The sequence below is a fragment of the Halosolutus gelatinilyticus genome (assembly GCF_023028105.1).
In the GTDB taxonomy this organism is placed as follows: Archaea; Halobacteriota; Halobacteria; order Halobacteriales; family Natrialbaceae; genus Halosolutus; species Halosolutus gelatinilyticus.
Map to the genome: position 1 here is coordinate 127,015 of NZ_CP095492.1, position 26,175 is coordinate 153,189.

At 63.2% G+C, this 26,175-nt stretch carries 21 protein-coding genes; 13 read left to right on the forward strand and 8 right to left on the reverse strand.

The genetic code is table 11. The features are described 5' to 3' along the window. Positions 1–108: 108 nt before the first annotated feature. The 5 genes from MUH00_RS19720 (at position 109) to MUH00_RS19735 (ending at position 6,293) form a co-directional block, all read left to right on the forward strand. Positions 109–2,289 (forward strand): alpha-L-arabinofuranosidase C-terminal domain-containing protein, encoded by a 2,181-nt coding sequence (locus tag MUH00_RS19720; protein WP_247004510.1) that lies wholly within the window; start codon positions 109–111, stop codon positions 2,287–2,289. A gap of 91 nt (positions 2,290–2,380) precedes the next feature. Further along, positions 2,381–3,952 (forward strand): sulfatase family protein, encoded by a 1,572-nt coding sequence (locus tag MUH00_RS19725; protein ID WP_247004512.1) that lies wholly within the window; start codon positions 2,381–2,383, stop codon positions 3,950–3,952. 59 nt (positions 3,953–4,011) lie between these two features. Continuing rightward, on the forward strand, positions 4,012–4,248 hold the full coding sequence (locus MUH00_RS23260) for a HalOD1 output domain-containing protein (RefSeq protein ID WP_425603069.1): 237 nt from the start codon (positions 4,012–4,014) through the stop codon (positions 4,246–4,248). Between the two features lie 105 nt (positions 4,249–4,353). Continuing rightward, complete coding sequence (dgoD, locus tag MUH00_RS19730) at positions 4,354–5,505, forward strand: galactonate dehydratase (protein ID WP_247004514.1); 1,152 nt, start codon at positions 4,354–4,356, stop codon at positions 5,503–5,505. Next, complete coding sequence (locus MUH00_RS19735) at positions 5,505–6,293, forward strand: SDR family NAD(P)-dependent oxidoreductase (RefSeq protein ID WP_247004516.1); 789 nt, start codon at positions 5,505–5,507, stop codon at positions 6,291–6,293. The genes dgoD and MUH00_RS19735 overlap by 1 nt, the downstream gene beginning before the upstream one ends. Before the next feature lie 27 nt (positions 6,294–6,320). Here the strand turns inward: MUH00_RS19735 and MUH00_RS19740 are convergent, their stop codons facing one another. Continuing rightward, on the reverse strand, positions 6,321–7,100 hold the full coding sequence (locus MUH00_RS19740) for an SDR family NAD(P)-dependent oxidoreductase (RefSeq protein ID WP_247004518.1): 780 nt from the start codon (positions 7,098–7,100) through the stop codon (positions 6,321–6,323). 465 nt (positions 7,101–7,565) lie between these two features. On the opposite strand from MUH00_RS19740, the gene MUH00_RS19745 reads away from it, so the two are divergent. Both MUH00_RS19745 and MUH00_RS19750 read left to right on the forward strand, forming a co-directional pair. Continuing rightward, entirely contained in the window at positions 7,566–8,318 is a 753-nt protein-coding gene (locus tag MUH00_RS19745) for an IclR family transcriptional regulator (RefSeq protein WP_247004520.1), read from the forward strand. 277 nt (positions 8,319–8,595) lie between these two features. Further along, positions 8,596–8,862 (forward strand): hypothetical protein, encoded by a 267-nt coding sequence (locus MUH00_RS19750; protein WP_247004522.1) that lies wholly within the window; start codon positions 8,596–8,598, stop codon positions 8,860–8,862. 261 nt (positions 8,863–9,123) lie between these two features. Here MUH00_RS19750 and MUH00_RS19755 read toward each other — a convergent pair whose 3' ends face one another. Then, positions 9,124–10,128 carry a formylglycine-generating enzyme family protein gene (locus MUH00_RS19755; protein WP_486606288.1) on the reverse strand — a complete coding sequence of 335 codons (1,005 nt, stop codon included), beginning with the start codon at positions 10,126–10,128 and terminating at the stop codon, positions 9,124–9,126. 145 nt (positions 10,129–10,273) lie between these two features. After that, positions 10,274–11,737, reverse strand: coding sequence for a sulfatase family protein (locus MUH00_RS19760; protein ID WP_247004524.1), 1,464 nt, complete (start codon positions 11,735–11,737; stop codon positions 10,274–10,276). Positions 11,738–14,025: 2,288 nt separating this feature from the next. Between MUH00_RS19760 and MUH00_RS19765 the strand changes: the two genes are divergently transcribed. The 3 genes from MUH00_RS19765 (at position 14,026) to MUH00_RS19775 (ending at position 17,025) form a co-directional block, all read left to right on the forward strand. After that, positions 14,026–14,916, forward strand: coding sequence for a ParA family protein (locus tag MUH00_RS19765; RefSeq protein WP_247004526.1), 891 nt, complete (start codon positions 14,026–14,028; stop codon positions 14,914–14,916). Beyond that, complete coding sequence (locus MUH00_RS19770) at positions 14,913–15,362, forward strand: DUF7970 domain-containing protein (protein ID WP_247004527.1); 450 nt, start codon at positions 14,913–14,915, stop codon at positions 15,360–15,362. Before MUH00_RS19765 ends, MUH00_RS19770 begins: the two co-directional genes overlap by 4 nt. A gap of 928 nt (positions 15,363–16,290) precedes the next feature. Then, entirely contained in the window at positions 16,291–17,025 is a 735-nt protein-coding gene (locus MUH00_RS19775; protein ID WP_247004717.1) for a fumarylacetoacetate hydrolase family protein, read from the forward strand. A gap of 325 nt (positions 17,026–17,350) precedes the next feature. Here the strand turns inward: MUH00_RS19775 and MUH00_RS19780 are convergent, their stop codons facing one another. Beyond that, complete coding sequence (locus tag MUH00_RS19780; RefSeq protein WP_247004528.1) at positions 17,351–17,776, reverse strand: YdcF family protein; 426 nt, start codon at positions 17,774–17,776, stop codon at positions 17,351–17,353. Between the two features lie 185 nt (positions 17,777–17,961). Between MUH00_RS19780 and MUH00_RS19785 the strand changes: the two genes are divergently transcribed. Both MUH00_RS19785 and MUH00_RS19790 read left to right on the forward strand, forming a co-directional pair. Beyond that, a complete protein-coding gene (locus tag MUH00_RS19785) occupies positions 17,962–19,230 on the forward strand; it encodes a hypothetical protein (protein ID WP_247004529.1) in 1,269 nt (422 codons plus the stop codon). After that, entirely contained in the window at positions 19,227–20,336 is a 1,110-nt protein-coding gene (locus MUH00_RS19790) for an aldose 1-epimerase (RefSeq protein ID WP_247004530.1), read from the forward strand. The genes MUH00_RS19785 and MUH00_RS19790 overlap by 4 nt, the downstream gene beginning before the upstream one ends. Positions 20,337–20,416: 80 nt before the next feature. Here MUH00_RS19790 and MUH00_RS19795 read toward each other — a convergent pair whose 3' ends face one another. The 3 genes from MUH00_RS19795 to MUH00_RS19805 all read right to left on the reverse strand — a co-directional run bounded on the left by MUH00_RS19795 (position 20,417) and on the right by MUH00_RS19805 (position 24,446). Then, positions 20,417–22,114 carry an amidohydrolase family protein gene (locus tag MUH00_RS19795; protein ID WP_247004531.1) on the reverse strand — a complete coding sequence of 566 codons (1,698 nt, stop codon included), beginning with the start codon at positions 22,112–22,114 and terminating at the stop codon, positions 20,417–20,419. Between the two features lie 175 nt (positions 22,115–22,289). Beyond that, positions 22,290–23,636: a hypothetical protein gene (locus tag MUH00_RS19800; protein ID WP_247004532.1), complete on the reverse strand. Its 1,347-nt coding sequence runs from the start codon at positions 23,634–23,636 to the stop codon at positions 22,290–22,292. Positions 23,637–23,927: 291 nt separating this feature from the next. Beyond that, entirely contained in the window at positions 23,928–24,446 is a 519-nt protein-coding gene (locus tag MUH00_RS19805) for a flavin reductase family protein (protein ID WP_247004533.1), read from the reverse strand. 171 nt (positions 24,447–24,617) lie between these two features. Between MUH00_RS19805 and MUH00_RS19810 the strand changes: the two genes are divergently transcribed. Further along, complete coding sequence (locus MUH00_RS19810; protein ID WP_247004534.1) at positions 24,618–25,625, forward strand: NAD-dependent epimerase/dehydratase family protein; 1,008 nt, start codon at positions 24,618–24,620, stop codon at positions 25,623–25,625. A gap of 378 nt (positions 25,626–26,003) precedes the next feature. Here the strand turns inward: MUH00_RS19810 and MUH00_RS19815 are convergent, their stop codons facing one another. Continuing rightward, a complete protein-coding gene (locus MUH00_RS19815) occupies positions 26,004–26,168 on the reverse strand; it encodes a hypothetical protein (protein ID WP_247004536.1) in 165 nt (54 codons plus the stop codon). Positions 26,169–26,175: the final 7 nt, after the last annotated feature.

The window sequence follows — 26,175 nt, forward strand, 5'->3', positions numbered from 1 at the left end:
CGTTCATACGGGACCGCGTTTTTACGTGTTTCCGAGCGCGATCGCGGTGTCGCGGGCCGTTCGAGAGAAACGCTGATAGTCCCCCCGTGAGAAGTGGGGAGATGTCGCATGCAAGAGCGTAATTTGCTCGCCCACTCCGAGTCGACCGACTCTGATGTGGCGACAGTACGGATCGACACCGACGCGCGCGAACAGAACGAGGTAAATCCATACATCTGGGGGAAGTTCTGCGAACACCTCGGCCTCAACATCTACCACGGGATGGAGGCCCAGATCCTCTTCAACCCGGTCTTCGGCGAGTGGAACTTCCGCGCCGGTGAACGCCGCCCCAGCGGCGGGTTCGTCAGCGAAAACAATCACGACAAGATCGAACGGTACGTCCGAGAACACGTCCGCTCGCTCGCGTACCCCGAGTCGACAGATCCGGACGCGCTCCTCGAAGCGTACCACGATGGCCTCGCGTTCGGCTGGCTGCCCACCGACGCCGACGCGTTGCGGTTCAGCCCGGACACCGGCCCCTCGGGAAACCGCGCCCAGCGAATCGAGATCGGACGCGCCGGTGAGGGCGTCTACCAGCGCACGCACCTCCCCGCCCACCGCGTACGCGAGTTCGAATTCCGCTGCAAGGTGCGGGCCGCCGATCCGACGACCGCCTCGCTCTCGATCGCCCCTACTGGCGGCGACCCGCTCTCCGCGGCGTCGATCGATGTCGACGAGGACTGGCAGATAGTCGAGGGCCGCATCGACCTCTCTGACGAGGAAATCGACGAGGACGGAATCTTCGAAGTCGCGCTGACAACGGCCGATCCCGCCAACCTCGTCGTCGAGCGCGTCCTGCTATACCCCGGCGATCACGTCAACTATGCCGATCCCGACATCGTCGAGATGCTCCGTGAGTCGGATTTACCGCTGCTGCGCTGGCCCGGCGGTAACTTCGTCTCTGGCTACGACTGGACCGACGGCGTCGGCCCCGTCGACGAGCGTCCGACCCGCATCAACCCGGCGTGGCACGGTCTGGAGTACAATCTATTCGGCACCGACGAGTTCATCCAGTTTTGCGCGGCCGTCGGCTGTGAGCCGTCGATCTGCGTGAACGCGGGCGACGGGACGCCCGAGGAGGCCGCGAAGTGGGTCGAGTACTGCAACGGCGACCCCGAGAAAACCGAGATGGGCGCCCTGCGCGCCGAGCACGGCCATCCCGAACCGTATGACATCACCTATTGGGAGATCGGCAATGAACTCTACGGGCCGTGGCAGGTTCGCTGGACGACGCCCGCGGGCAACGCCGACCGCTACGAGCGCTTCCGCGAGGCCATGCTCGAGGCCGACCCCTCGATCGAGGTGACCGCGACGGGCCAGGAGACCAACGCCGACACCGACTGGAACGACGTCCTCCTGGAGGAGTGCGGCGAGGACGTCCGGGCGATCTCCGAGCATCTGCTCGCCGGCGGCACCGTCGACTCCACGACGGATCCCGACGAGCTGTACCACGCGTTCATGGGCTACTCCGGCCAGCTGGGTGAGCAGCTCCGTGATCTCCGCGATCGGATGGAAGCGGCTGGTATCGAGGACCCCAAGCTGGACGTCACCGAACTCCAGCTGTTCGCGCACTTCCAGGAGGACGAGGACGCCGGCGAGGCCGAGGAACTGGGCCGCTCGGAAGCCGGCGAGAGTGAGGGCAAGAGCGACGACGGTACGCTTTCCCCGGAGACGATGCCGACGCCGGCGACGATCAGCGAGGCGGTGTACGATGCGACGATCCGCCACGAGTTCCTCCGGATGGGCGAGTTCGTCGAACTGCTGACCCACTCCGCGACCGTTAACCACGGCGGCGGTCTCTGGAAGGATGGCGAGCGCGTCTGGGCGAACCCGTGTCACTACGGCCGGTCGATGACCGCCGGCCTGGCCGGCGGCGAGCCCGCCCGCGTCGAACTCGAGTGCGACACCATCTCGACGGAGAACGCGTTCCGCGAGATCGCCCCGTTCGATGGCGTCCCCGCCGTCGACGCGTTCGCGTCGGTCCACGAGGACGGCGAGCTCGTCGTCGTGCTGGCCAACCGCCGCAGCGCCGACGAGCCGATCTCGGTGACGCTGGAGGTCGACGCGTTCGACGCGGCCGGCGAGGCGGCCGTCGAGACGCTCAGTGGAGAGACGATGTACGACGAGAACACCCGCGACGATCCCAAGCGCATCGTCCCCGAGCCCTCGTCCACGTCCGTCGAGAACGGAACGGTCGAACTCGAGCTCCCGTCGTACGCGCTGACGAAGCTGACGATCCCTTCGAACTGACGGCTGGACCACGTAGAACTGGCGGGACTCGATCCACGCCGGTGCGCTTCCTTCCGCTTCTTTTATTATCGATCGTGATTTCGACTGCCACATGCGAATCCTGCTCATCGATATTGACTCGCTCCGCCCGGATCACCTGAGCGCGTACGGCTACGACCGCGCTACATCGCCGACGATCGACGGGATCGCCGATGAGGGGGTGCGGTTCGACCGCTGCTTCGTCTCGGACTCGCCGTGCCTCCCGAGTCGGACCGCGCTCGCGACGTGCCGGTTCGGCGTCAAGACCGGCGTCGTCACGCACTTCGGCGAGGGGCAATGGTACGACAATCCCGGTAGCGGCCACGATGTCGACCCCGATCGAGCGATGAGTTTCTACCAGCTCGCCCACGAGGGGGTCCGAACGACGTCGGTGAGCAGCTTCGCCGAGCGACATATGGCCTACCACTTCAGCGGCGCGTTCCAGGAATCGATCCAGCCGACCGCCGAGACCGGCCTGCTGGCAGTCGAGGACGGCGCGGACGTCACCGACGCTGCAATCACCTGGCTCGACGCCCACGCCCGGGAGGACGACTGGCTGCTCCACGTCAACTACTGGGACGTCCATCACCCGTATGTCGGCGTCGACGAGTACAAAGACGAGGTTCGCGAGTCGGGTGACCCGGCGCCGTGGCCGGACGACGAGGCGATCGAGAACCAACGCGGGATGACGGGCACGCGCACGGCGGACCTCTGGCCCAATCCGGAAGAGTACGGCGCGGACTGGTACGAGGAGAAGTACGGCGAGTCCCCGATGCCCGAGCGTATCAAGGGGCGCGAGGACGCCGTACAGATCGTGGACGGGTACGACGCCGCGATCCGCAAGGTCGACCACGAGGTTAAGCGACTGCTCGCGGAGCTCGAAGACGCGAGGATCCGGGAGGAGACGGCGGTGATCGTCACCGGCGATCACGGCGAGGCGTTGGGCGAGCACGGCATCTACGCGGAGCACTCGCTTCCCCACCCGGCCTGCCAGCGCGTCCCGCTGATCGTCTCCTGGCCCGGCGTCACGGATGACGCCGCCGGATCGACCGTCGACGAGCACGTCTACCAGTTCGACCTGATGCCGACGATCTGCGAACTGCTGGACGTGCCCCAGCCCGCCAAATGGGACGCCGAGGCGTTCACGCCCGCGCTCCGCGGCGAGGCGTTCGAGGGCCGCGACTTCGTCGTCTCCGGCCACGGCATCTACACGTTCGGCCGCGCCGTGTACCGCGACGACTGGCTGTACGTGCGGCTGCTCCACCCCGGCGTGTTCCACCATCCCGGGTTATTCAACGACCCTGATCTCCCGAACGACGGGCTGGAACTGCTCCACGATCTGAGCGAGGATCCCCACCAGACCGAGAACGTGATCGGCGAACGCCCCGACGTCGCCGCGGAACTCCGGAGCGCGCTCGACCGCTGGCTCGTCGAGAACACGTCCGACGGGTGGACCGAACAACGGCCCGTCGAGGCGCGGGGGAGAGATCCCCTTGCGAAGATGGCCTCGTACGGGCCGTACCTCTACGTCGATCCAGACGACCTCGTCGACCTCTACCAGGACCTGAACCGGTCGGACGAGCAGATCAAGCAGATCGAGCGGAGCCTCGCCCAGTTCCCGACGGCGCCTACGGACAAGCGATAGGGCGGCCCACGTTCGGAAAGCTATTTCAGACGCTCTGTGGAATCCGTATTCGATAACCGATGACGAAGAGCGTTCCGACCAACGTCTCAGTGTCGACGAGGGTCGCCCGGCGAGTCGCGGAACTCGAGGAGACCGAGGCCGCGTCGCCACCGCCACTCTACGGCGCTGTCGAGCCGGATGCCCTCGATGCGGTGATCGACCCGTCCATGACGGCGTCAGTCACGTTCACTTACGCCCGTCGAACGGTATCGGTTGACGCAGACGGGGCTGTCAGCGTCGCTTCATGCGATCAGTGACGGACACTCAGCGATCGCTCGATGCCGGCAAGAATTTCCGATCGTGGCGACCGTAGCAATAGGATTTAACTACTAGAAGGGTATCGTCTCATGCGGACTCACGTCATGAAGATCACTGACTACGAGCTGTTTGAGGTTCCTCCTCGGTGGCTGATGTTGAAGGTCTCGACGAGCGACGGAACGGTCGGCTGGGGCGAACCCATCGTCGAGGGGCGCGCGAAAACCGTCCAGAGCGCCGTCGAGGAACTGATGGACAACTATCTGCTGGGCAAGGATCCTCTCCGGATCGAACACCACTGGCAGCGGATGTACCGCGGCGGGTTCTATCGCGGCGGACCGATCTTGATGAGCGCGATCGCCGGGATCGACCAGGCGTTGTGGGACATCAAGGGCAAGCGCTTCGACGTGCCGGTCTACGACCTACTCGGCGGCCGAACGTGCGACCGAATCCGCGTTTACCAGTGGATCGGCGGTGATCGACCGTCCGACGTTGGCGATGCCGCCCGAGAGAAGGTCGCCCAGGGGTTCACCGCGCTGAAGATGAACGTCACGTCGGAACTCCGCAGCATCGACACGCCCGCGGCCGTACAGGAGGCCTGCGATCGCATCGCAGAGGTGCGGGACACCGTCGGCCCTGACGTCGACATCGGCGTCGACTTCCACGGTCGAGCGTCGAAGTCGATGGCCAAGCGCCTCGCGAAGGCGCTCGAACCGTATGACCCGATGTTCATCGAGGAGCCGGTTCTCTCGGAGCACAACGACGCGCTGCCGGGGATCTCTCAGTCGACGACGATCCCCATCGCGACCGGCGAGCGGATGTACTCGCGGTGGGACTTCAAGGAGATCTTCGAGCAGGGTACGGTGGACCTGATTCAACCGGACCTGTCTCACGCAGGCGGCATCTCCGAGGTCAAGAAGATCGCCGCGATGGCCGAATCCTACGACGTGGCGCTGGCTCCCCACTGCCCGCTCGGTCCCATCGCGCTGTCGGCGTGCATTCAGGTCGACGCCTGCACGCCGAACACGCTGATCCAGGAACAAAGCCTGGACATCCACTACAACCGGACCAATGACGTGCTCGACTACCTCGAAGACCCCGGGGTGTTCACCTACGACGACGGCTACGTCGAACTGCCTGAGGCCCCCGGCTTGGGCATCGAGATCGACGAGGAGTTCGTGCGCGAGCAGGCCAAGCGAGACGTGAACTGGCACAACCCGATCTGGAAACACGACGACGGCAGCATCGCGGAGTGGTGATGGCCCAAATACCCTGTTCAGGACGGCTCGATGGCGATGTCGCAATCGTGACTGGCTCAACCCGAGGCATCGGCGAGGGAATTGCGAGGCGGTTTGCTGCGGAGGGCGCTTCCGTCGTCGTGACCGGTCGGTCAACTGACGACGGCGAGGCCGTCGCCGAGTCGATCCGCGAGAACGGCGGCGACGCCGTCTTCGTTCGCGCCGACATGCGCGAGCCGGACGACATCGCCGCGCTCGTCGAGGCGACCGTCGAAGCGTTCGGCGGTCTCGACGTGCTGGTCAACAACGCCGGCGTCCAGACGGAGACGAGCGTGACCGAGGCGACAATCGAGGACTGGGAGTTCGTCGTCGAGACGGACTTCCGATCGTACTGGCTCTGTGCGAAGCACGCCGCCGAGCACATGGACGAGGGGTCGATCATCAACGTCTCCTCGAACCACGCGTTCCTGACGATGCCCGGACTGTTCCCCTACAACGCGATCAAGGCGGGGATCAACGGGATGACTCGCGCAATGGCGGTCGATCTCGGACCGGAGATCCGCGCGAACACGATCAACCCCGGCTGGATCCTGATCGAACGCACCGCCGAGGAGCTGCCCGAGGACGAGCGCGAGCACGTCGAGTCGATCCACCCGCTCGGTCGCCTCGGGACGCCCGAGGACGTCGCCGGCGTCGCCGCGTTCCTCGCGAGCGACGACGCGGCGTTCGTCACCGGCGCCCAGTTGCTCGTCGACGGCGGGCGCACGTCCGTCATGCAGGACGACACGCTCCCCGACTACCGTCCGTAACGACCCGGTTCGTTTCTTTCCTCCCCGCTACCCCTCGTACCGGAACGTCCAGTTGTCGATGGGCACCTGGCCGCCGTCGACGCGCAGTTCGTGGCCGTTGACGTAGTCGCTGGCCGGCGAACAGAGGAAGGCGATCGTCTGGGCGACCTCCTCGGGTTCGGCGAATCGGCCGAGGGGGTTCAGATCGACGATCTTCTCGCGGGTCCGGTCGTCGAATCCGTCGGTGAGGCGGGTGTCAACCCATCCGGGTGCGACGGCGTTGACGCGGATCCCCTCGCGGCCGAGCTCCAGGGCCAGCGACTTGGTGAGCCCGAGGATGGAGAATTTCGCGACGTCGTACTGGGGTGACATTCCGACGCCGTTTTTCGTGTGAATCGAGGTCACGTTGACGATCTTCCCGTACCCCCGCTCGCGCATTCTGGTGACTGCGCGCCGGGTGCAGTTGATCGTTCCGAACAGGTGCGTCTCCAGCGTCTCGCGCCAGAGGTCGTTGGACGGTTCGTTGACGAACCGATCGCCCTTCCCGAATCCGGCGTTGTTCACGAGCACGTCGACCGTCCCGAACGTCTCTTCGGCGACGTCGAACATCGCCTCGACCTCCGCGCGGTCAGAGACGTCCGCCGCCACCGCGATGGCGTCGCCGTCCTCCTCGCGGATGTCCGCTACGACCGCTTCGGCCGGCGCCTGGTCGAGGTCGTTCGCGACGACGTTCGCACCGTTCGAGGCGAGTAGTTTCGCCGTCGCCTTCCCGTTTCCTCTCCCCGCGCCGGTGACTAGTGCCGTCCGACTGTCGAGATCGACGTCCATGCTTCGGAGGAGTGCCCCGAGATAAAAAGCGGTTGTGGCCGGGGCGCGTTTCGCGAGTAGTCCTCCGCGTTTCACCTTGGGAAACGAATATTTTCTACGCGTCCCTGCACACCTGTTCGTCGGTGAGTAACGCTGCTCTGACACGACGGTTGTTATCTAATGGTGAACACGCGGCGTGCGAGTCGAACTTTATTACAAAAATACGGTTGTAAACACACCCCCTCCGTTACAAAAATACGGTTGTAAACATATGCAGCCTTGAAATGGTTATCAGGCGCCAACAAACCTCGGTCACTCCACGGGAACTCCGAATGTTTCCTCTCAGTGAACGACATTGTCTTTCGCACACTGTTCTCCAACAGTGAACGATCTCCTTCCGGTCGAAACTGTAGCTACGCTCGCCTGTTTTCCTCCGCGGTCGACCGGAGCATATAATTCTATATGTCTCCGCTCGAAAGCCCCGCCGTGAGCAACGATAGTATTCAGCAGGGCGAGTCGGCGTGGGTGCAGTCGACGAAGACAGCATTCGACATCGTCGACGTGTTGCGCGAGCGGGACGGTGCCGGCGTGACCGAACTCGCCAGGGCACTCGACCTGTCGAAAAGCGCGGTGCACAAGCACTTGCAGACGCTCTTGATGCTCGGCTACGTCGCCAAGGACGGCACCGAGTACCGTCTGGGGATCCGGTTCCTCTCGCTCGGAGCCTACACGATGCAACAACAGCTCGTCGCGTTCGGCGACGTGCGAACCGGTATCGATACGCTCGCCCAGAACGCGCGGATGACGGCGTTTCTCGCCGTTCCCGACGGCGACGACGGCGTCGTTCTATACGCGTCATCGGCGTCCGGCACGCCCCGATTCCGACAGGGTGACCGGTTCTTCCTCCCGACGACGGCGGCAGGCCGAACCATCCTCGCGCACCTCCCCGACGACCGGCGCGACGCCGCCCTCTCCGGATTCGACGACGATCGGCGCGCGGACCTCGAGAGCGAATTCCGGCACGTGAGAGACCGACGGATCGTATTCGATCGAGGGGCGGGCAACGAGTGGCGGTCCGTCGCCGCGCCCGTGCTCGACGAGGACGAGCGCCCGATCGGTGCCGTCGCCGCCTCCGGGCCTGACGACATCGTCGACAAGCGGCTTAGCGAGGACGTCGCGGGACTCGTTCTCTCGACGGCGAAGTCCGTGCGAGGCGACGCCGCGTCGAGTGCCGACTGAACGCGAGGGCGACGCGATGGACGGTCGCGAGCAGCTACCCGCAGCCGTCCGTCGCCGTCCTGAGGAGCCTGGCGGGCGCCGACCGTCGACCTCCCGCCGCCGTGTTACCGTCGCGGGTTGGCGTCGCCGCTATCCCGCGGAATACCCCGAACCCGCATCGCCGACACGCCGCTTCGATAGCGTCTTCGAAGCGCTACCCAGAGTCGAAGTACGCGCAAGAGGATTTCGCCCGCCTGACGTAATTACTTTTATGTTGGTCGGAGGCCGAGGGAGATGTATGTCGGAACCGAGCGTCGCGAGGAGTTTAGATCACCCGAACGTACAGCTTCAGTGTCGCTGCAGTTGGAGCGGTCTCGATGCGGATATCACCGACTGGGACGTCCAGCCGAAACGCGATAGGGTCGTCAGGAAATGTCCTGACTGCGGAGAGCCGGTCCCCGAGTGGGGGACGCTGCGACCGATCGACGGTGCGTCGCGGATCGCCCGTGGGTCGCTGGCCGACGCGCTCGCCGAGGCTGGCTACCTCGAACGGAACGGGGTCTGACAGCGTCGCTAGGCACGCCCGCCCCATCTATCTGTCCGAACGCGGATGATCTCCCTTTCCCACCCGCCGTCACCGCTCGGCGTCGAGATTATCATCGGACAAACCGCGTCTCTCAGCCGAGGAGCGATCCTGGAAGGCGATCTCGATCGGCAATCCTCGCTGCCGCTCGGTTTCCTTTCGGGTGGCGCTGGTACAGTAATCGCCCGGAAAACGCGAGCAAAAACGGGTAATCTGCGCCGGACGAGAGCCGCGTCGACTGTCTCAAGTGGCGGCGACGACACAGCGGAAGCCGATGTTGCCGGTGGAGCTGTCGGGGGTGTTCTTGGAGCGGGCGGCGACGCGGTAGCGGTTGCACCACGAGCGGTGACAGAGGTATGATCCTCCGCGCATTACCCGTTCCCTGCCAGTTTCCGGCCCGGTAGGGTTGTCGTACGAGTAGGCGTCGGTGGTGTGGTAGTCGGCGTCAAACCAGTCGGCACACCACTCCCAGACGTTGCCGGAGACGTTGTATAGCCCGTGGCCGTTGGGCTCGTACTCGTTGACGGGTGCGGTCTGGACGTAGCCGTCGTCGCCGGTGTTGTGCTCTGGAAAGTCCCCCTGCCAGATATTGCACCGGTGTTCGCCGTCGGGTCGCAACTCGTCTCCCCATGGGAACTTCCGCTGGTGGAGGCGACCGCGGGCGGCGTACTCCCACTCGGCCTCAGTCGGGAGACGCTTGCCTGCCCAGTCGGCGTACGCAGCGGCGTCGCGCCAGGAAACGTGGGTCACGGGGTGTTTCAAGAGTGAGCGGTCATCGAGGAGGCTCTCGCCGGGCCCGTTGGGATGGAGCCAGTCGGCGCCTTCGACGGCGGCCCACCAGGGGGCCGCGCTCGCGTTCTGTACGATCCGGTCGCGGTCCGCATCCTTCACGAAATTCTCGAAGACGAACGACCAGCCGAACCGCTCCGCGTCGGTCGTGTAGCCGGTCTCGCGGACGAACTCGAGGAACTGTGCGTTGGTGACCGCAAACTTGTCGACGTAGAACGGCTCGACAGTAACCTCGCGCGTTGGACCCTCCCCGTCCTGGGGAAAACCGGCGTCGGAGTCCGTCCCCATGGTGAACGACCCGCCATCGAGGCGGACCATTGCCTTCGTCCTGTCGTCGTCCTCAGCAACCGGTTCGGTTGCTGACGGCACGTCTGTCGATCGGTTATCGGCGGTCCCGTCTCTCGACGGATGCTGTCGGTCCCGTGACGCGGCACAGCACGCAGGATCGTCGTCCGTCACGTCACGACGTATCCCGAGCACCGAGTAAATTCTTACGATGAAGTTCGTCGAACCGACCACTGCGATGACAGCGACGTTCGGTGGGGAACATCGGTCGATCTATCTGAGGGCCGATAACGCTGGCCGTGGGTTCCGGGGGAAGGGCCTACCGGAAGTTCTCCGCCCAGTCGGCCGTGTTGACGTCGCTCCGAATGCGCCACTCCAGCAGGGTGTCGAGCAAAGCACGTTTGGCGCCCCGGGCGTCCGGGTCGCCCCACAGATTCTCGGTCTCCTCGGGGTCGGCGTTCAGATCGAACAACTGTCCCTCGTCGTGGTCAACGAAGTGGACGAGTTTCCAGTCGTCGGTCCGGACCATCGTCATGAACTCCGTCTCCTCCAGGATGCCGCTTCTGGCGTGTTCGGCAAACACGACATCGCGTCCCGTCCACTCGGAATCGCTTTCAAGCGCGCCGAGCAGGGATCTGGCCTCCATCGATTCGTCAATCGGCGCGTCGGCGATATCGAGCACGGTCGGTCCGAGATCGAACAGCGAGACGAGATCGTCGATCGTGTCGGGCTCGAAGCGCCCTGGCGACCACACCATCGTTGGAACGCGGGTGACCTCGTCGTACATCGTCCACTTTTGGATGTGGCCGTGGTCGGTCAGCATCTCTCCGTGGTCCGACGTAAACACGACGACCGTGTCCTCGTACCCGTTAGCTTCGAGCGCGTTCATGATTTTTCCAACCTGTTCGTCGATCATCGCCACGTTGGCGTAGTAGTAGGCCCGCTGTCGGCGGAGTTGCTCCGCTGTCGCATCAACGTCGTGCACGACCGAGTCGTGGTCGATTTCCCGGTGGTGCTCGCGGAGGGCCTTCATCGGGGCCGGCTGACCGTCGAGGTCGTCACCGTCGAGTTTGGGCGACGGGAGGTCGCGGTCGAGGTACTCCTCCGCGTACTCCGGCGTCGGATCGTACGGCGGGTGCGGGCCGGGGAATCCCACCTCCATGAACAGCGGCTGGTCGAGCTTTGGCATGTGGTCGAGCCACCGCGTTACGAAGTCCCCGACGAACACATCCGGGTGAGTATCCTCCGGGAGCTCCCATTCAAAGGCGCCCAGCCGCTCCTCGTAGTCGTCCCACTGGCGGTAGAACTCCCGCTGCTGTTTCAGGAGGCCCCGCGCCCCCAGCGCTCGATCCCACTCGTCGAGGAAGTACTTCTCGCCAGGTAGCGGCGGTTCGCCCGCGGGAACGTCCCCGAGGTACCGGTCTTTGTTCTCAACGGGGTAGCGCTCGTCGAATCCCATCGACGTCTCGTAGGGAGCCGTATGCATTTTCCCGATATTTACCGTGTAGTACCCGCTGTCCGAGAGGTCCTCCACCCACGAGTGGGTCCATCGATCGCCGTTCCGGTAGATCCCGGTCGTGTGGGGGTAGTAGCCGGTGAACAGGCTCGCCCGAGAGGGTGCACACGACGGCGCCGTAATGTGGCAGTCAGTAAACGACACCCCATTCTCGACGAGTCGGTCCAGGTTCGGCGTGTCCATATGCTCTGCACCGAGCGCTCGGACCGTGTCGTATCGCTGCTGGTCAGTATTGATGAAGACGATATTCGGTCGGTCGTCCGTCATACTGGTCCTCTGTGATGGAACGGTCAAAACGTTTGTCCATCTCTGTCACTGTCAGCCGATTCCGGCAGTATGCGAAGACGGTCACAAGCGTCGAACCGAGTCGAATCGCTATAACTCGCGCGATCCGGCCGTTTCCATCTGTCGGCTGTAACTCGGCTTTCCGCTCGCATCGATTGGTTTTGACGGGATGCCACTGGATCCCGTTCGCGTCCGGGCCCCGTGTGCGAAGTGAAAATGGCAGTAAGTCATCTGTGGAATCAATAGGTGATGTCTGTTCAGATCAACCCGCTAAGTTGCCTTCGAAGGCTTGAGTTCGGGATCGGCATCTCCGGCGCCGCCCAGCGCGTTGCCGACATAACGGGGTCGAAGACGATCGTGCGATCGGCACCGAGCTGACGGCCCCGCGATGGACGTCGCCGACTGCGCGCTCGTCGGTGACCTCTCCGGCGTCGGCCGGCGTTGACCGAACGGTTCCAGTAGCGGGCAGAAAGGATAGCGCGGTCTTGTTTGCCCTCGGCGGCCGTCTGCTCGTCGAGTGGCTGCTGCGCTCGCCGCGTATGAACCAAGTAAGCTACTCTCCGCCGTTCATCTGATCGCAGACTCGCTAGTGGTGGAAGCAATCCGCGCAAATCGCCTGCTTCTCCCGAGGTAAACGCCCGTCAGGGCGTTGCCGACCGTCCCACACGACCACGGTCTCCTCAGGAAACACGGACAAGTCTTCCCTTTTACAAGTGGTCTTCCACTATCCAGCTCTGCTGAAGCCGACCCCCTGAAACTACTAAGTAGTTTATTCTCTCACGTGCTATTAAAAAGCTCCAAATACTAATATTCTATTACTGAATCCTCTAAGGACATATTTGGTGCAGATCTCTCTCTATCGCTCACGTCGAAATCAAAACCGTGACGATCGTAACGCGATTCTGTGACGAATTTAGATCGGACAAAGGCGAGTATAGGTGGCTCTTATCGTCGAATTATCCGTGTCAGTAGCACGATGTGATTGAGTGCCGATCGGTGGTACACTGGTATTCAGCCTTGGACGGCTCCGATCTATACTAGATATATCTACACGTGGACTACTCTCTGAAAACACCATATTTGACGGCTATGGAAAAACAGGGAAAATAAACACCTATTTGTTTCTTCACTCACTGGGAACGTCGAGATCGTATCGATAGGCATAGTTCACACGTCGCACTCCACCGGCCGAACGCGCGAATCGAGAGCGGGCCAGGCGATTCGGCTCTCACTTCCGGGCGACTACGTCATTCGGGTCTCCAACCGATTTACGATCAACTGACCAAATTCCAGATGTGGCGATCACGTCTAGTCGCAGCGCCTCGTAGATTCCCCCGATCGCGCGCATCAGTTCTCCCTGCCGATGACGGGCCTCCTTACACTTGGCGAGGATCTGGCTGGTTCTCCCGTGTGAGAACTGAGATCCGTGGGAGGAATAGTTTCAGTAGGTACCTACTCCACCTGTCGACTGCGAGCACGATCGACTCGGGATCGTCGGGAGTTTTCGAGTATCGACTGCATCCCCGTATCGGTGAAGACCGATCTATTGGGCTGGTTGACGGTATATTCGCTCGGATAGGGGAAGTCGGTTCAAGGGGCGAGTTCAGTGTGACAGGTCCAATAGGTGTAATAGATGTAATAGGTGCGGTTCGCACAGTATGTTTGGAAGGTGGGCCACGTGAGGTATGTCCAGTAGGTACTACTTGAGGTTGCTGCGTCGCAACCAGGAAACGTAGCAAACCGATGGCCGCAGAGATCGGTTGAACTTGCTCGATCGACAACCGAACAGGGAAGCCAGGTTGAGGCGGTGTTTTAACTACCTTCCCTACAATAGGCACCTTCCCTACTTCACCTATTATAGCTATTGCACTTATCGTATATACTTCACCTTTACCAGGGAGCTTTCCTTCGAAACGAAGGGGTGTATTAACGGCTGAAATCGGAGCTAGTGATACAATAGGTGTCTGGAGTAGGTGGCTCACCTATCTTACCACAACTACCTATTGTACCTGCTACAGTATTTGACCTGCGGCGCACGGGGATCGGAAGGAAGCGCTAGACGCACCTTCTTCGTTAGGCTCTCCCGCCTATCGCCACAATAGGTACCTCTTCTATCTGGTCTAGGTCACCTATTGCAGCTACTGCACCTATTGAATCTACAGTAGGTAGAATTATTACGCAGGAATTGAATACATTCACTATCCACTGAAACAGGCGATTTCGGTACAATAGATACCTATCGCTCTGTTGAAACCGGGTACAAGACAATAATGGGCGAGACAACGACCGATCCACGCGCCGTCAGCGTGGTCATCCTGAAAGGTGGTGTCGGCAAATCAACGACCTCGATGAACCTCGCGCGGCAGCTCGCCGAGCGAGGGAGGACGCTGTTCGCGGACTTGGACCCGAACGGTCACGCGACGAACGGCCTCGGATACCGAGACGCCTATCAGAGCGACGTGAACCTCGGCGACGTGATACTCGACGGCGCCGCGACGCCGGCCGATATCATCCGATCGACCGAGCATAGCTTCGATCTGTTACCCTCGTCGAACACGCTCGAAGACGTCGAAAAAGACCTCGCGGGGGCGATGCAGGGATCGGCGCGAGTCAAATCGAAGATCGTAGATCCGTTACTGGGCGAGCGATACGACTACGTCGTGTTCGACTGCCCGGCGTATCCCGGGATGCTGAACAACAACGCCCTCGTCGCGACGGGAAACGTCGTGATTCCGATCGAACCCGGCTCGAGCGCGATCGGCGGCTACAAGCGGACGATGGAGCGACTCATCGAACCCGCGCGCGAGTACATCGACGTCGACGTGCTCGCGGTCGTCCCGAACAAACTCGGCGATCGAATCGACCAGCAGACCGAGGATCGCGAACTCCTCGAGAACCTGAACACCGCGAGTTACGAGGTGAACCCCGGGCAACCGCTACAGGAAGCGGTGCCGGAGTTTGCCCGCATCACCGCCGACGAGTTCGAGCAGATCGACGCCGGCGAGATTCCCGCGCCGAAACCCGGCATTCGCCACCGATCGGCCCTCTCTCGATCCCTCCAGCACAACCAGCCGTTGCAGGACTACGATCCCGAGAATGACCAGATCGCGTGCTACGAGGAACTCGCGGGGATCGTCGCGAACGGAGGGATCGATCGATGACGAATCCGTTCGACGACCTCGAAACCGCCGAAACCGAATCGGACGCCGCCGAGATGGAGTCGGACGACACCGCCGAAGAGATGTCGACGGACGGCGACGCAGATACCTCACCGGCGGACGATGCTGATACGTCACCGACTGCGACGGCCATTCGAGAGTCGAGGGAGCGGCCGATCGAAGAGGAGCAGACGAGTGACGAAGTAAACGCCGCCGAGTCGGGACCGGCGTTCGAGTACGGCGAGGTCCGCCAGAAACCGCTCTACGCCCGCGACGAGACGTGGACGGAATTCGAAAAGAACCTTCGGACGACGATCGCGCCCACGCTCGCCGAGGCGGACGTCGTCGACGAGGAAACGCGAGAGATTCACGACGCGGTCCTTCGACTCGCGAACGCAGAGCCGGAGCGGGTAGCGGAACTGGTGCTCGAAGCGCGACGCGAACCCTGAACGTTTTCTCGCCGAGCACCGGGACTATCGATCGATAATTCAGAAGCGACGCAATTCGTCGCTCCTCAGCGATCTCGAATTTGTTCCTGCTGTGCCCGAGTCCCTATTATAAATATTGCACCTATTGCACCTATTTTATCTATTGAGAATGTTCTAGCTATTACAGCTGTTATTCTCGACTGAAGATGACGGAAAATTCGGTCGTCTCGCTCATGGACTTCAACTCTCGTAGTTCAAGTTCGTATTCCTGTCGACGAACAGTAATATATTCGTAGTGAGGGTTTCTACGCCAGAAGAGATACCAGGCAGCAGCATTCCTCGTGGCGGTCCACGGCGATCACGAACATCGATTCGTTCAATAGTAGCGACTGTACGATTCGGGTCACAGTCAATCATCAGCGTCCCGCACGACGCGTGAATGCATTCGTATCGGCCGAAACGAATAGTGTTGTCAACATCAGTATAGAATTCTGTTCGTGTTCGACAACAAACTCGTTACCGGGCGAATCGTCGACTGCCCGAATCGCTTCGTCCTTCGCGTCGAATTCCCCGGCCACGGCCGAACTGATTTCCGCCTCGACGGTCGAACCGATGCGCCGGTCTACGTCGAGGTGAATTTTGACAGAGTTTGAATGGCCGATATGTACAGAGTATCACTCGACTGTACGGGGTTCAGCGCGGACGTCCGTCGGAAGCACCGCCGGAGACGCGTGCGCGATCGGTGAGCAGAGACCTTTGAGCAATGACGGGTTTCAAGAAACGCAAAAACGGAGACGGTCTCACTTCGATAGATGTGAATGTCGGTAGTGTCATAAAAGTACTGGATCCGGACGTCGATTTGGATTCAGTGGGTATGATTACTCGACGACTGTGCAGGGTCTCGTGACCGAAAGAATGTTAGTATCTCCACGAGGATACCCAGATGGCAATGCGAACTGTTAGATTTACGGATCCGACGGGATACGCAAGACACGGCGAGTGGACCGGCGACGTCATCCACGCGGACGGGAAGACGTACGATCTCGACGAAGTGGATATCCTCCCGCCGACAGAACCGACGAAGATCGTCTGTCAGGCCGGTGGATACATGGACCACCGGAAGGAGTCCGGCTTCGAGGATCGACCCGATCGGCCCGAGCTATTCCTGAAGACGCCCAACTGCATCGTCGCTCACGGCAACGCTATCGAATTACCGCCAGGGAGAGACAGCGTCGAGTTCGAAGCCGAGTTCGGTATCGTCATCGGCGAGCAGTGCCGAGCAGTTCCCGAAGAAGACGCTATCGATGTCGTCGCAGGCTATACTTGCGTCAACGACATCTCAAACCGTGACGATCAGGAAAAGGAGCGCAACTGGGTCCGCGGCAAGGCCTTCGACAGCTCGCTCCCGATGGGACCAGTCGTCGCCACGCCCGACGAAGTACCGGATGACGCGACACTCACCCTCCGTCACAACGGCGAAGTCAAACAGGAAACGACTCGGGAGCACATGATTTTCTCCGTCGAGGAACTCGTCGCGGACGTGTCGGAACTGATCACGCTCGAGCCAGGCGACGTCATTGCGACCGGAACGCCGTTCGGTCCCGACGAGTTGGCTGAGGGCGACACCGTCGAAGTCGAGTTCGAAGGGGTCGGTGTACTCAAGAACCACGTAACATCGCGATGACGGTGTGACGAGACGCGGCGATTTGTACGTACCGTCTCTGGTCAATGCGACCGGCACCAAGACCCGCATTGGCGGCCCCTCGGCCGCGAGGAAGCGTGCGAAGTGATCGACTGCGCAGCAGAGGCGTTCGCCTCTCGAACTCGTGGGCTGCCGCCCCCGAGCGAACCAGCGAAGACTCCGGGCCGAGGTCGACTATCAACGATGACTTTCCGTAGTTCGACATCGACTGTGTTCAGGAAATTGATGGACGGCTACAGCGACGTAGTGGGCGCCTCAAGCTCCGAATAGTAGTCGTGTTCCGCGGCAAGTCTCTGTCGAATTGACGTCATGTCCCCTGGAGTGATCGGTGCGAAGAACCCCGCAACTGAACGAGCTTTTCGTAGTCGTGCGAGGTAAGACTGCCGGGGTTCGGGACGTCATGGCAGCGGCTCCCGTCGATCACGCACGTATCGCCGAAGCACTGGCGGAACACGTACTCCGCGGACGTCATGTGATAACACGAACTCACGACGAAGATCGTATCCACATCCTGGCGCATCTCGTCGACCAGGCGGCGCGTGAAGTACCCATTGCCGATTGTGTCCTCCGCACGGGCTTCGAGGCGGATCCGCGTCGGATCAACGCCGCGGTCTGTGGCATACTCCCGCATCGCTTCGCACTCCGGGATCGAGACGATCGGGTTGGAATTTCCGCCGCTGAAGATCAGGTGCGACGCCGATCGGAGTTGCTGACCCAGTACGATGACGACCATTTCGTGATAGCATCGTTATCTCGTCTATATTTCTGTCTCGGCACCCGGTCAAGTCACCGTTGCACGAAGTCTTATCCCTCTCTGTTGTTTGGGTCCGGAAAGTTGATGCCGCCCGACGAGAGCGGAGCGATGCCGTCCGATGGAGCGTACATTTAATACGGGCGCTCGACGACGCTCCTACGAGAATGCCAAACCACGAAGCGAGTCAGCGGCCAGTCGACCGACCGGAGTGGCGGGTCGGCACGGCAACGGCGCCGCTCACGCCCGATCCCGACGATCCGCACCACCTCATCGGATTCGGCGCCCGCGAGGGACCGATGGACAGCGTCGAGAACGACATCCGGGCGCGCGCGATCGCGCTCGAGGATCGCGCGGGACGGCGGCTGGTCGTCTTGTCGTTCGAACTCCTGTTCCTGTTAGAGTCCCAGCGCGAACTCCTCGAACGAGAGTGCGCGGAACGGTGGGACCTTGAGCCGGAGTCGCTGTTCGTCGTCCCGAGCCACACGCACTACGGTCCGGACTACGACGCCCACGCCGAGGGCCTCGAACCGGACTACGACCGCGACGAGGATCTGGTCGCCTCGTACCGCGAGTTCGTCGACAAGACGCTCGTCGACGTCGTCAGCGCCGCGCTTGAGGACGTCGAGGGCGCGTCGCTGTCGTACTACCGCGCCAAGTGCGGCATCGCGATGAACCGCCGCCGCCCGACCGAAGACGGAATCGGGTTCGACCCCCATCCCGACGGCCCGGTGGATCACGACTTCCCCGTCCTGACCGCCGAGACGGCCGACGGCGCCACGAAGGCGATCCTGTTCGGGTATGCCTGTCACCCGACGGTTGGAATGGCCCACTGCAACGAAGTCAACGGCGACTGGCCCGGCTACGCGATGGAGGAACTCGAGGAGCGATACCCCGAGGCGACGGCCGCGTTCGTCATCGGCTGCGCCGGCGACCAGAAAGCGTATCCCCAGGGAAGCCGCGACCTCGTCCACCAGCACGCACGGACGGCTGTGACCGCCGTCGAGCGCGCGCTGGTCACGGAGCCGACGCCGATCCGTGGACCGCTGAAACTGGCCGCCGACGAGGTGCGACTCGACGTCGTCGCCCCCGAGGAAGGGGCTCACAACGAGATCGGGTCGGAGGTGGTCGACCATCGGCCGTACCCGATCCAGGCGATCGGCTTCGGGACCGACCTCGCGATCCTCTCGCTCTCGGGCGAGGTCGTCGCGGAGTACTCGCGCCAGCTGAAGGCGGAGTTCGACGCGCCGCTATGGGTCGCAGCGTACGCGAACAACACCGGCTACCTGCCCACGGAGCGTGTCCTCGCGGAGGGGGGCTACGAGGCCTGGCAGTCGTTCGAGGACGGTCGGTACGCGCCCTCGACGGAGGACAGAATCCTGTCGCTGTCGACCGCGCTGGCCGAGCGGGTCGGCGCCCGACGGAGGGACGCGTGAGTGACGACGCGTCCGGCGTCCGCGGCGCGACCGGTCCCCGGATCGCGACCGACTTCTCGTACCGCGGCATCGACGCCGCGTTCCTCGAGAACAAGGCGCTGCGCGTGCTAGTGCTCCCCGGGAAGGGCGGGGATATCGTCGAGTTCCGCGACAAGCGGACCGACGTGGACGTCCTCTGGCGGACGCCGCACAACTGGACGCCGCCGGAGGACCGGTACGTCCCGACTGCGGCCGAAACCACGTGGAACGACCACTATCCCGGCGGCTGGCAGGTGAATCTGCCCGTCGCTGGCGGCGGCTGGGAGATCGATGGCAACGCCTATGGGATCCACGGCGAGAGCGCCTTGCTCCCCTGGGACGCCGAGGTCGTGTGCGACGACGACGAGGCAGTGACGCTCCGCTTGACCGTCGAACTCGTCCGCTACCCCTTCGAGATCGAGCGCGAACTGACGCTTCCCGCCAGGGAGTCCAGACTCGAGATCGAGGAGTCGGTAACCAACCTCGGTGACCGATCGCTGGAGTACGTCTGGCAGCAGCACGTCACGCTCGGCCCGCCGCTGCTGTCGCCCTCGGCGCGGCTCGACCTTCCCCCCGCCACCGGCATCAACGCTGACTACGGTGACGCCTTCCCGAACGCCCGGCTGAAGGGCGACGCGAAGTTCGAGTGGCCCCACTCCCCCGGTAAGGACGGCGGCGAGGTCGACCTCCGAGAGATTCCTCCGGAGGACGCGACGATCCACGACCAGTCGTTCGCCGTCGACATGGACGACGGCTGGTACGCGCTCACCAACCCGGACCTCGATCTGGGCTTCGCGCTCACGTTCCCGCTCGAACCGTTCGAGTGCCTCTGGTACTGGCAACCGTTCGGCGGCTACCACGAGGCGCCGTGGTTCAATCGCAACTACAACGTCGGCCTCGAACCGACTACGGCCTATCCCGGCGGGAACGTCCCTCGGGCCCAGCGCGAGAACGGCACGATGAAAGAACTCGAGCCCGGCGAGACCGTCACGGCCAAGTTCTCGGCGATGACTTACGGCGGCCTAGAGAGCGTCTCGGACGTCGACCCCGACGGCGCGGTCGAGGGAACCGACGTCGGCGGCGAGTAGCCCGTTTCGGGCGTCGCTGTGCTTCTCCGACGGCGTCGTAACCCGGAGATCGGTCCGGCCCGTTCGATTCCCGACCCGACTTACTCGTCGAGCAGGTCCAAGATGTTGCCGCTCCGTACCCTGTCTTTCTCCGCCTCGCTGACCGGCAGGTTCTTCGTGTAGGTGTAGAAGGCATCGAAGTACTTCAGCGGGAGCCTCGGCCCCATAACGAGGTGATCGGTGCCGATCTGCTCGGCGATGTCCCGTCCCTGGGTCTGCGTCCAATAGTTGAACAGGTCGTCGATCACGAGCAGCGTCTCTCCCGATCGGACCGCGTTGTGTAGCCGGACGTCCTGTCGGTCCACGGTCGTGGTCTCCCTGACGATGCGTGCGCCGGCCGACCAGGCGCCGGCGACGACGACATCTGCGTCCGGGACGGCCATCAGGAGGTCGATCACGTCGTCGATCGCGTCGTTTCGCCAGTGCTTGGCCTGGCCCATTCCCTCGAAGTGGCGGAGTTCGACCCGCGGGTGACGACCGCGCTGGTCCTCTAGGGCAGGTACGAGCATCGCTGGCACGTCGAGTTCCGCGCAGACCTCGAGCAGTTCCTCGGTCTCGGGGGCGTCGATGTCGTAGTCGTGGTAGGCGGGCAGCATCCGCACGCCCCGCATGCCGAGGTCCTCGATACAGTGACGGAGGTCGTCTTCCCACCCCGGAAACGTGGGATCGATCGTGGCGAAGGGAATCAGGCGGCCCTCGTAGCCCTCGATCCCCTCTAGGAGTTCGCGATTCCCGTGCTGGGGATCGCGGTAGAACGCCGCCGCGAGCGACGAGACGACGGCCCTGTCGACGCCGTTCTCGTCCATCCGCTCGATCAGGTCCTCGGCTGACGCGTCGAAGGGATAGAACGGCCAGTCGCCGACGTAGGCGTTCGCGTCGACGATCTCCTCCTCGTAGGGCTCGTCGAGGTCGGCAAAGCGCTCGGTCGCTCGTTCGATCCGCGCCTCCCGCTCGTCTTCGGAGAGTCTGTTCTCGATGCCGTCGTGGAGCAGGTGCTCGAAGTTGTACGCGACCTGTGCCCTGTCCGCCGGCGGCAGGTCAGCGGCGTCCAGTTTGCCGGCGCACACCGAGAGCCACGTGTCGGTCCCGAACAGCAACCGGTCGACCCCGAGGTGCTCGGCGGCCATCTCGATCTGCCCGGCCTCGCAGTTGCTCCCGCTGAGATCGAGATACACGTTATCGTGGGACGCGATGTTCCTGATGCGGTGCTCCCAGTTACCGCCGGCGCTGAGGTGCGCCGAGATCAGCTTGAGATCGGGGTACTGGGTAGCCAGCTCGGCGACGTCCTCGGAGCGCGCCTCGCTCGGCCGCTCGGAGGGGTAGGGCTCCTCGTTTTGCATCACGTGGGAGATGATCGGAACGTCCATGTCGACGGCCGCCTCCGCAAGCGGACGGAACTCCGGGTCCGTGATGTTGATTTCCGTGCCGACGAAGTGGTGTTTGAGACCGACCAGTCCGTCCTCCTCGACCGCTCGCCGGAACTCTTCGACGCCTTTCTCGCCCAGCGATGGGTGGACCCGCGCCCACCCGTAGAACAGATCCGGATGCTCGTCGACGTACTTCGCGACCATGCGGTTGTGTTCCCGGCACTCCTCGACGGTATCGCCGATCTCGCCAATGAGGGTTGTCCGGTCGATCCCCAGAGCGTCGGCTTCCCGCCGGAACTGCTCGGCTCGTTCGGCTCGCTTTTCGGGAGTCGATTCGTCCTGCGTCCAGATGTGGAAGTGGCAGTCGATCATTCGTTGTACTAGCGGCATCCTCCCGGAGATTATAGTTTGCGTTCCGGCGACCTATCGGAGGTCTCGGCTGCGGGACGAAAAAGCGGTCCCGAAGGGCCGCGTGGTAGACCGACTGCCTGCGGTCGTGCTACCTCCGGGCGGTCGCAGCGCGAACTCCTCTACCCCGCGACGCCGCTTACTGTTCCGCCGAGTGCTGGCGCTGGGCCGGCGGGCAGCCGCCCTTCTCGCGGAGGTTCCGAACCGTGACGTCGCTTTCCTCGTCGGTCACGATCTGCTCGCCCGTGACGTCGATCGCCGCGTTGGTGATCGAGCCCGTGACGCCGGCGAGGTCGAGCCCGTCTCGATCGGCGCCGCTCTGGTGCACGCAGAGGTTGTCGACGTCGAGCTCGCGATCCTGTATCGTGAGCGCCGCCCCGTCGCCCGCATCGCCGGTGACGCTGACGTTCCGCGCCGTCACGGCGTCGCCGCCGGAGAGCACGCGGACCGCGTCCGTCCCGTCGGCGTTCAGCTCGAACCGGCAGTTCTGGAGGTCGATCGAGTTCGGCTGCTCGTATGCCGTGCCGTTGCGATCGTACACCCCGTGGCCCGCCTCGTGGTCGCTGACGACGTCGATGTTTTCGAGGTAGCCGTCGAACTCGTACCAGAGCCACGCCGTTCGGCCGGTGAGCCCGCCCCACGGGAGCGGCGGTGGCCCTTCGCCGTCGAAGACGACCGTGCAGTTCTTCGCGTAACTGCCCGCCGTCCCAAGTCGAATCGAGGAGACGTTGTTGTTGCGAAAAAAGCAGTTCTCCACGCCGACCGACCCGCCGCCGCCGGACGGCCGCCCGGGCCCTGACGCGTAGATGGCGTTGTCCGAAAAGTTCTCGAACGAACACCGCTCAATCTGGAGGTGGCCCCTGTGTAACAGAAAATTCACCCAGCAGCCGCCCTTTCGGTAGTAGGGGACGGTACCGTCGGGCGAGTGCACGTTTCGGATCAGGCCGGACCCGTCCGGATCGCTGATGCCCGGAATCAGGTTGAAGGGACCGGTGCGCTCGCCGCCGTCGCCGTAGTCGTCGGTTGGTCCGCCGGGACCGTCGCCAGCGCCCACGAACGTAAGATCCCGGAGCACCAACTCGTCGGCGGCGACCGCAGAAATACCGGTCGATGTGTGGTGGGCGGTCTGATCGACCCGGAAGTTTTCGATTCGGATCGCATCGCCCCAGAGAGTGATGATGTACGGATTCGTGTCCGCCGTCGGCCGAAGCGTCACGTCGCCGCGTCCGACGAGAGCGACGTTCGAAAGTTCCCGGCCCTCGTCACCTTCACCGAATCGCCAGCGGGTGAATCCATCGCCGGCGATCCAGTAGGTGCCGTCCGGGAAGACGACTTTCGTGTCGTCGGCGACCGCCTCGTTGAGGGCGTCATTGATCGGTTCCGTGCCGGTGTTATCTGCGCCACAGTCATCAACGATGTTGACGACGGTCGTGTAGTCCCCGGCCGCTGCGGTCGTCCCGACGGCGCTCAAGCCCGCCGCTGCCACAGCGGTTCCAGCTGCTGCACTCAGAAACGATCGCCGATCCGCGACCCCGCCGGAATCGTCATTGTTCCGGCTCTTCTTCGTAGCCCTATCTGACTGTCCATGTGAAATTCTAACCATACCCACATTCACGATTAATATCATAGCATAAGTAAATACGGTTCTCGGTAACCACCTCGAGCAATCGGATCCGCGTACTAGAATTCAACGCTTCGATCCGGCCTATCGATCGTAGAGCCGGCGACGAGTCTGCCGCCAACTGAGCGTTCAGTATCGATCTCCGTTCCGGTCGCCTTACGGCGGGGTGTGCTCGGCACCGAGCAGTTCAGAGAGCGTCTTGAATCGCTCGGGCCCGTCACCCCACGCCCGCCCGAGGTTGTTCACCGTCTCCTCGTAGGTTTCCGAGACGTGGGCGGCGACGATTTCGCCGGCGAAGATGCGGTGGTCGCCCGTCCGGAACGATCCGCCGGGACGACACTCAAAACACGCGGCGGCGTCTTCGAGGATCGGCGTTTCGATCTCCGCGGAAGCGGCGGGTTCGAGGCCCGACTCCGATATCTTGTCGAGGTCCGCGCCGGAGTTGGAACCGCAGTACACGATGTCTTCCGTCTGTGCGGCGCTCGGAAACGCGATCACGTAGTCGTCGGCGTCCCGGAGACAGTCGTGGGTGTACCGCTCGAGGCCGACGCTCACGGCCATCATCAGCGGATCGTTGGACGAGAACATGCTCCAGCCCGCCGGCATCACGTTCGGCGCGCCGTCGGCGTCCGGGGCGACGATGAACACGACCGATTCGGGGAACTTGCGGCTCACTGCCTCTCTCGGCGAAACCTGTTTCACGGTATCACGTCGATCTCTCGACCTCGCCGGAGCGTCGTCCGCCCCGGGCAAAGACCTATCGCCTACGGAAAACTGGTCCGGCGACCGAAGCGCGGCGACCGTCGACAGCCAGATCCATATGCGATGGCTCGCTATCGGTCTTCTATGGCGACGGTTCTGACAATCGGCGGCGCGCGGTTCATCGGGCGATTCACGGTCCGTGAGTTCCTCCACCGCGGGGACGAGGTGACGCTGTTCTCCAGAGGGAAGACCGACGACCCGTTCGGCGACCGCGTCGATCGCGTCCGCGGCGACCGGAAGGACGAAGACGACCTGCGCGAGGCCGCGGCTGCGGTCGGCCCGGATGTCGTCGTCGACTTCGCCGCGTACCAGCCGGCGGACGTCCGGACCGCGACGACGGTGTTTGACGACGTCGACGCGTACGTCTACGTGTCGAGCACGAGCGCGTACGAGTGGTCGTCGATCCCGCTCCGCGAGGACGATACCCCCCTGATGTCCTGTGCTCCCGAGCAGGCGCGGGACGACTCCCACGAGACCTACGGCCGCCGCAAGGCCGAGGGCGACCGCGCCCTCTTCGAGGCGGCCGACCGGGGCGTCGACGCGATGAGCGTGCGCCCGACGGCGATCTACGGTCCCCACGATTACACCGAGCGCCAGGACTACTGGATCGATCGGGTGAACCGCTTCGACCGGATCGCCGTGCCGGGCGACGAGTACTGGATGCCGATCCACCTGGGCTACGTCGAAGACGTCGCGCGAGCGATCCGGATCGTCGCCGAGCGAGGCGAACCCGGGGAGGCGTACAACGTCGCATCCCGCGACCAGTGTCGGCTCGTCGATCTGATCGAACACGTCGCGAACGCTCTGAACACGTCCGTTACCGTCGCACACGCGAGTCGGCGTGATCTCGCGGCGGTAGGGCTCTCGCCCGAAGACTTCAGCCTCTGTCGGTCGTACCCCTCGTTCGTTTCGACGGCGAAACTCGCCGACCTCGGGTGGACGTCGACGCCGTACGAAGAAGGGTGGGCCGGGGCGGTCGAGGCCTCCCTCGAAACCGACTCCGACGGGACCCAGCACGGCCCCGACCGCGACACCGAAGAGCGCCTCCTCGAAACCATTTCGGGCAGCGTACACCGCATCGACGGTCGCTGACGCCCGGTCACGGTCTCCGGCAGCGGTCGTCGACTCGACCGGCCGAAGTCGGAATTCGTTTTGAGAGAGTAAACGCGAGTCGGATCGCCATTCGTTCGTCTGTGACGTGCGGTGATAGTTGCTACATTACGCCCGCTACACCCGTCTAACGGGCGTTCGGAAGCTGCCGTGCTTCTCGGGCTTTTACAGATGTATAATTGTAAAATACAGCCGGAGGCCGGACAACAGCTGTTTCGAACGAGAAAACGATCGGAGACGGGGCGAACCGGCGTCGCGCCGACCGCCGTCCGCCCCGCGACGCCCGCACGGCGGCGAACGGCCGCGGATCGCCGTCTCATCCGAGTTCGAAGCTGGCGGCCGCCGCCACGTTCTCGCCCGTCAGCGTCCGATCGGTTCGCGGTAGGTCATCCGCGCGAGACGACGCTGTCGCTCCAGCCCGACGTCTCGCAGTACCGCCTTCGCTTCGGAACCGCCAAGGGCGTCGAGGATGACGTCTTGGCCGCCGGTCGCGTCCTCGACGGCCGCGAGAAGAGCAGTTAGCACGTCGCCG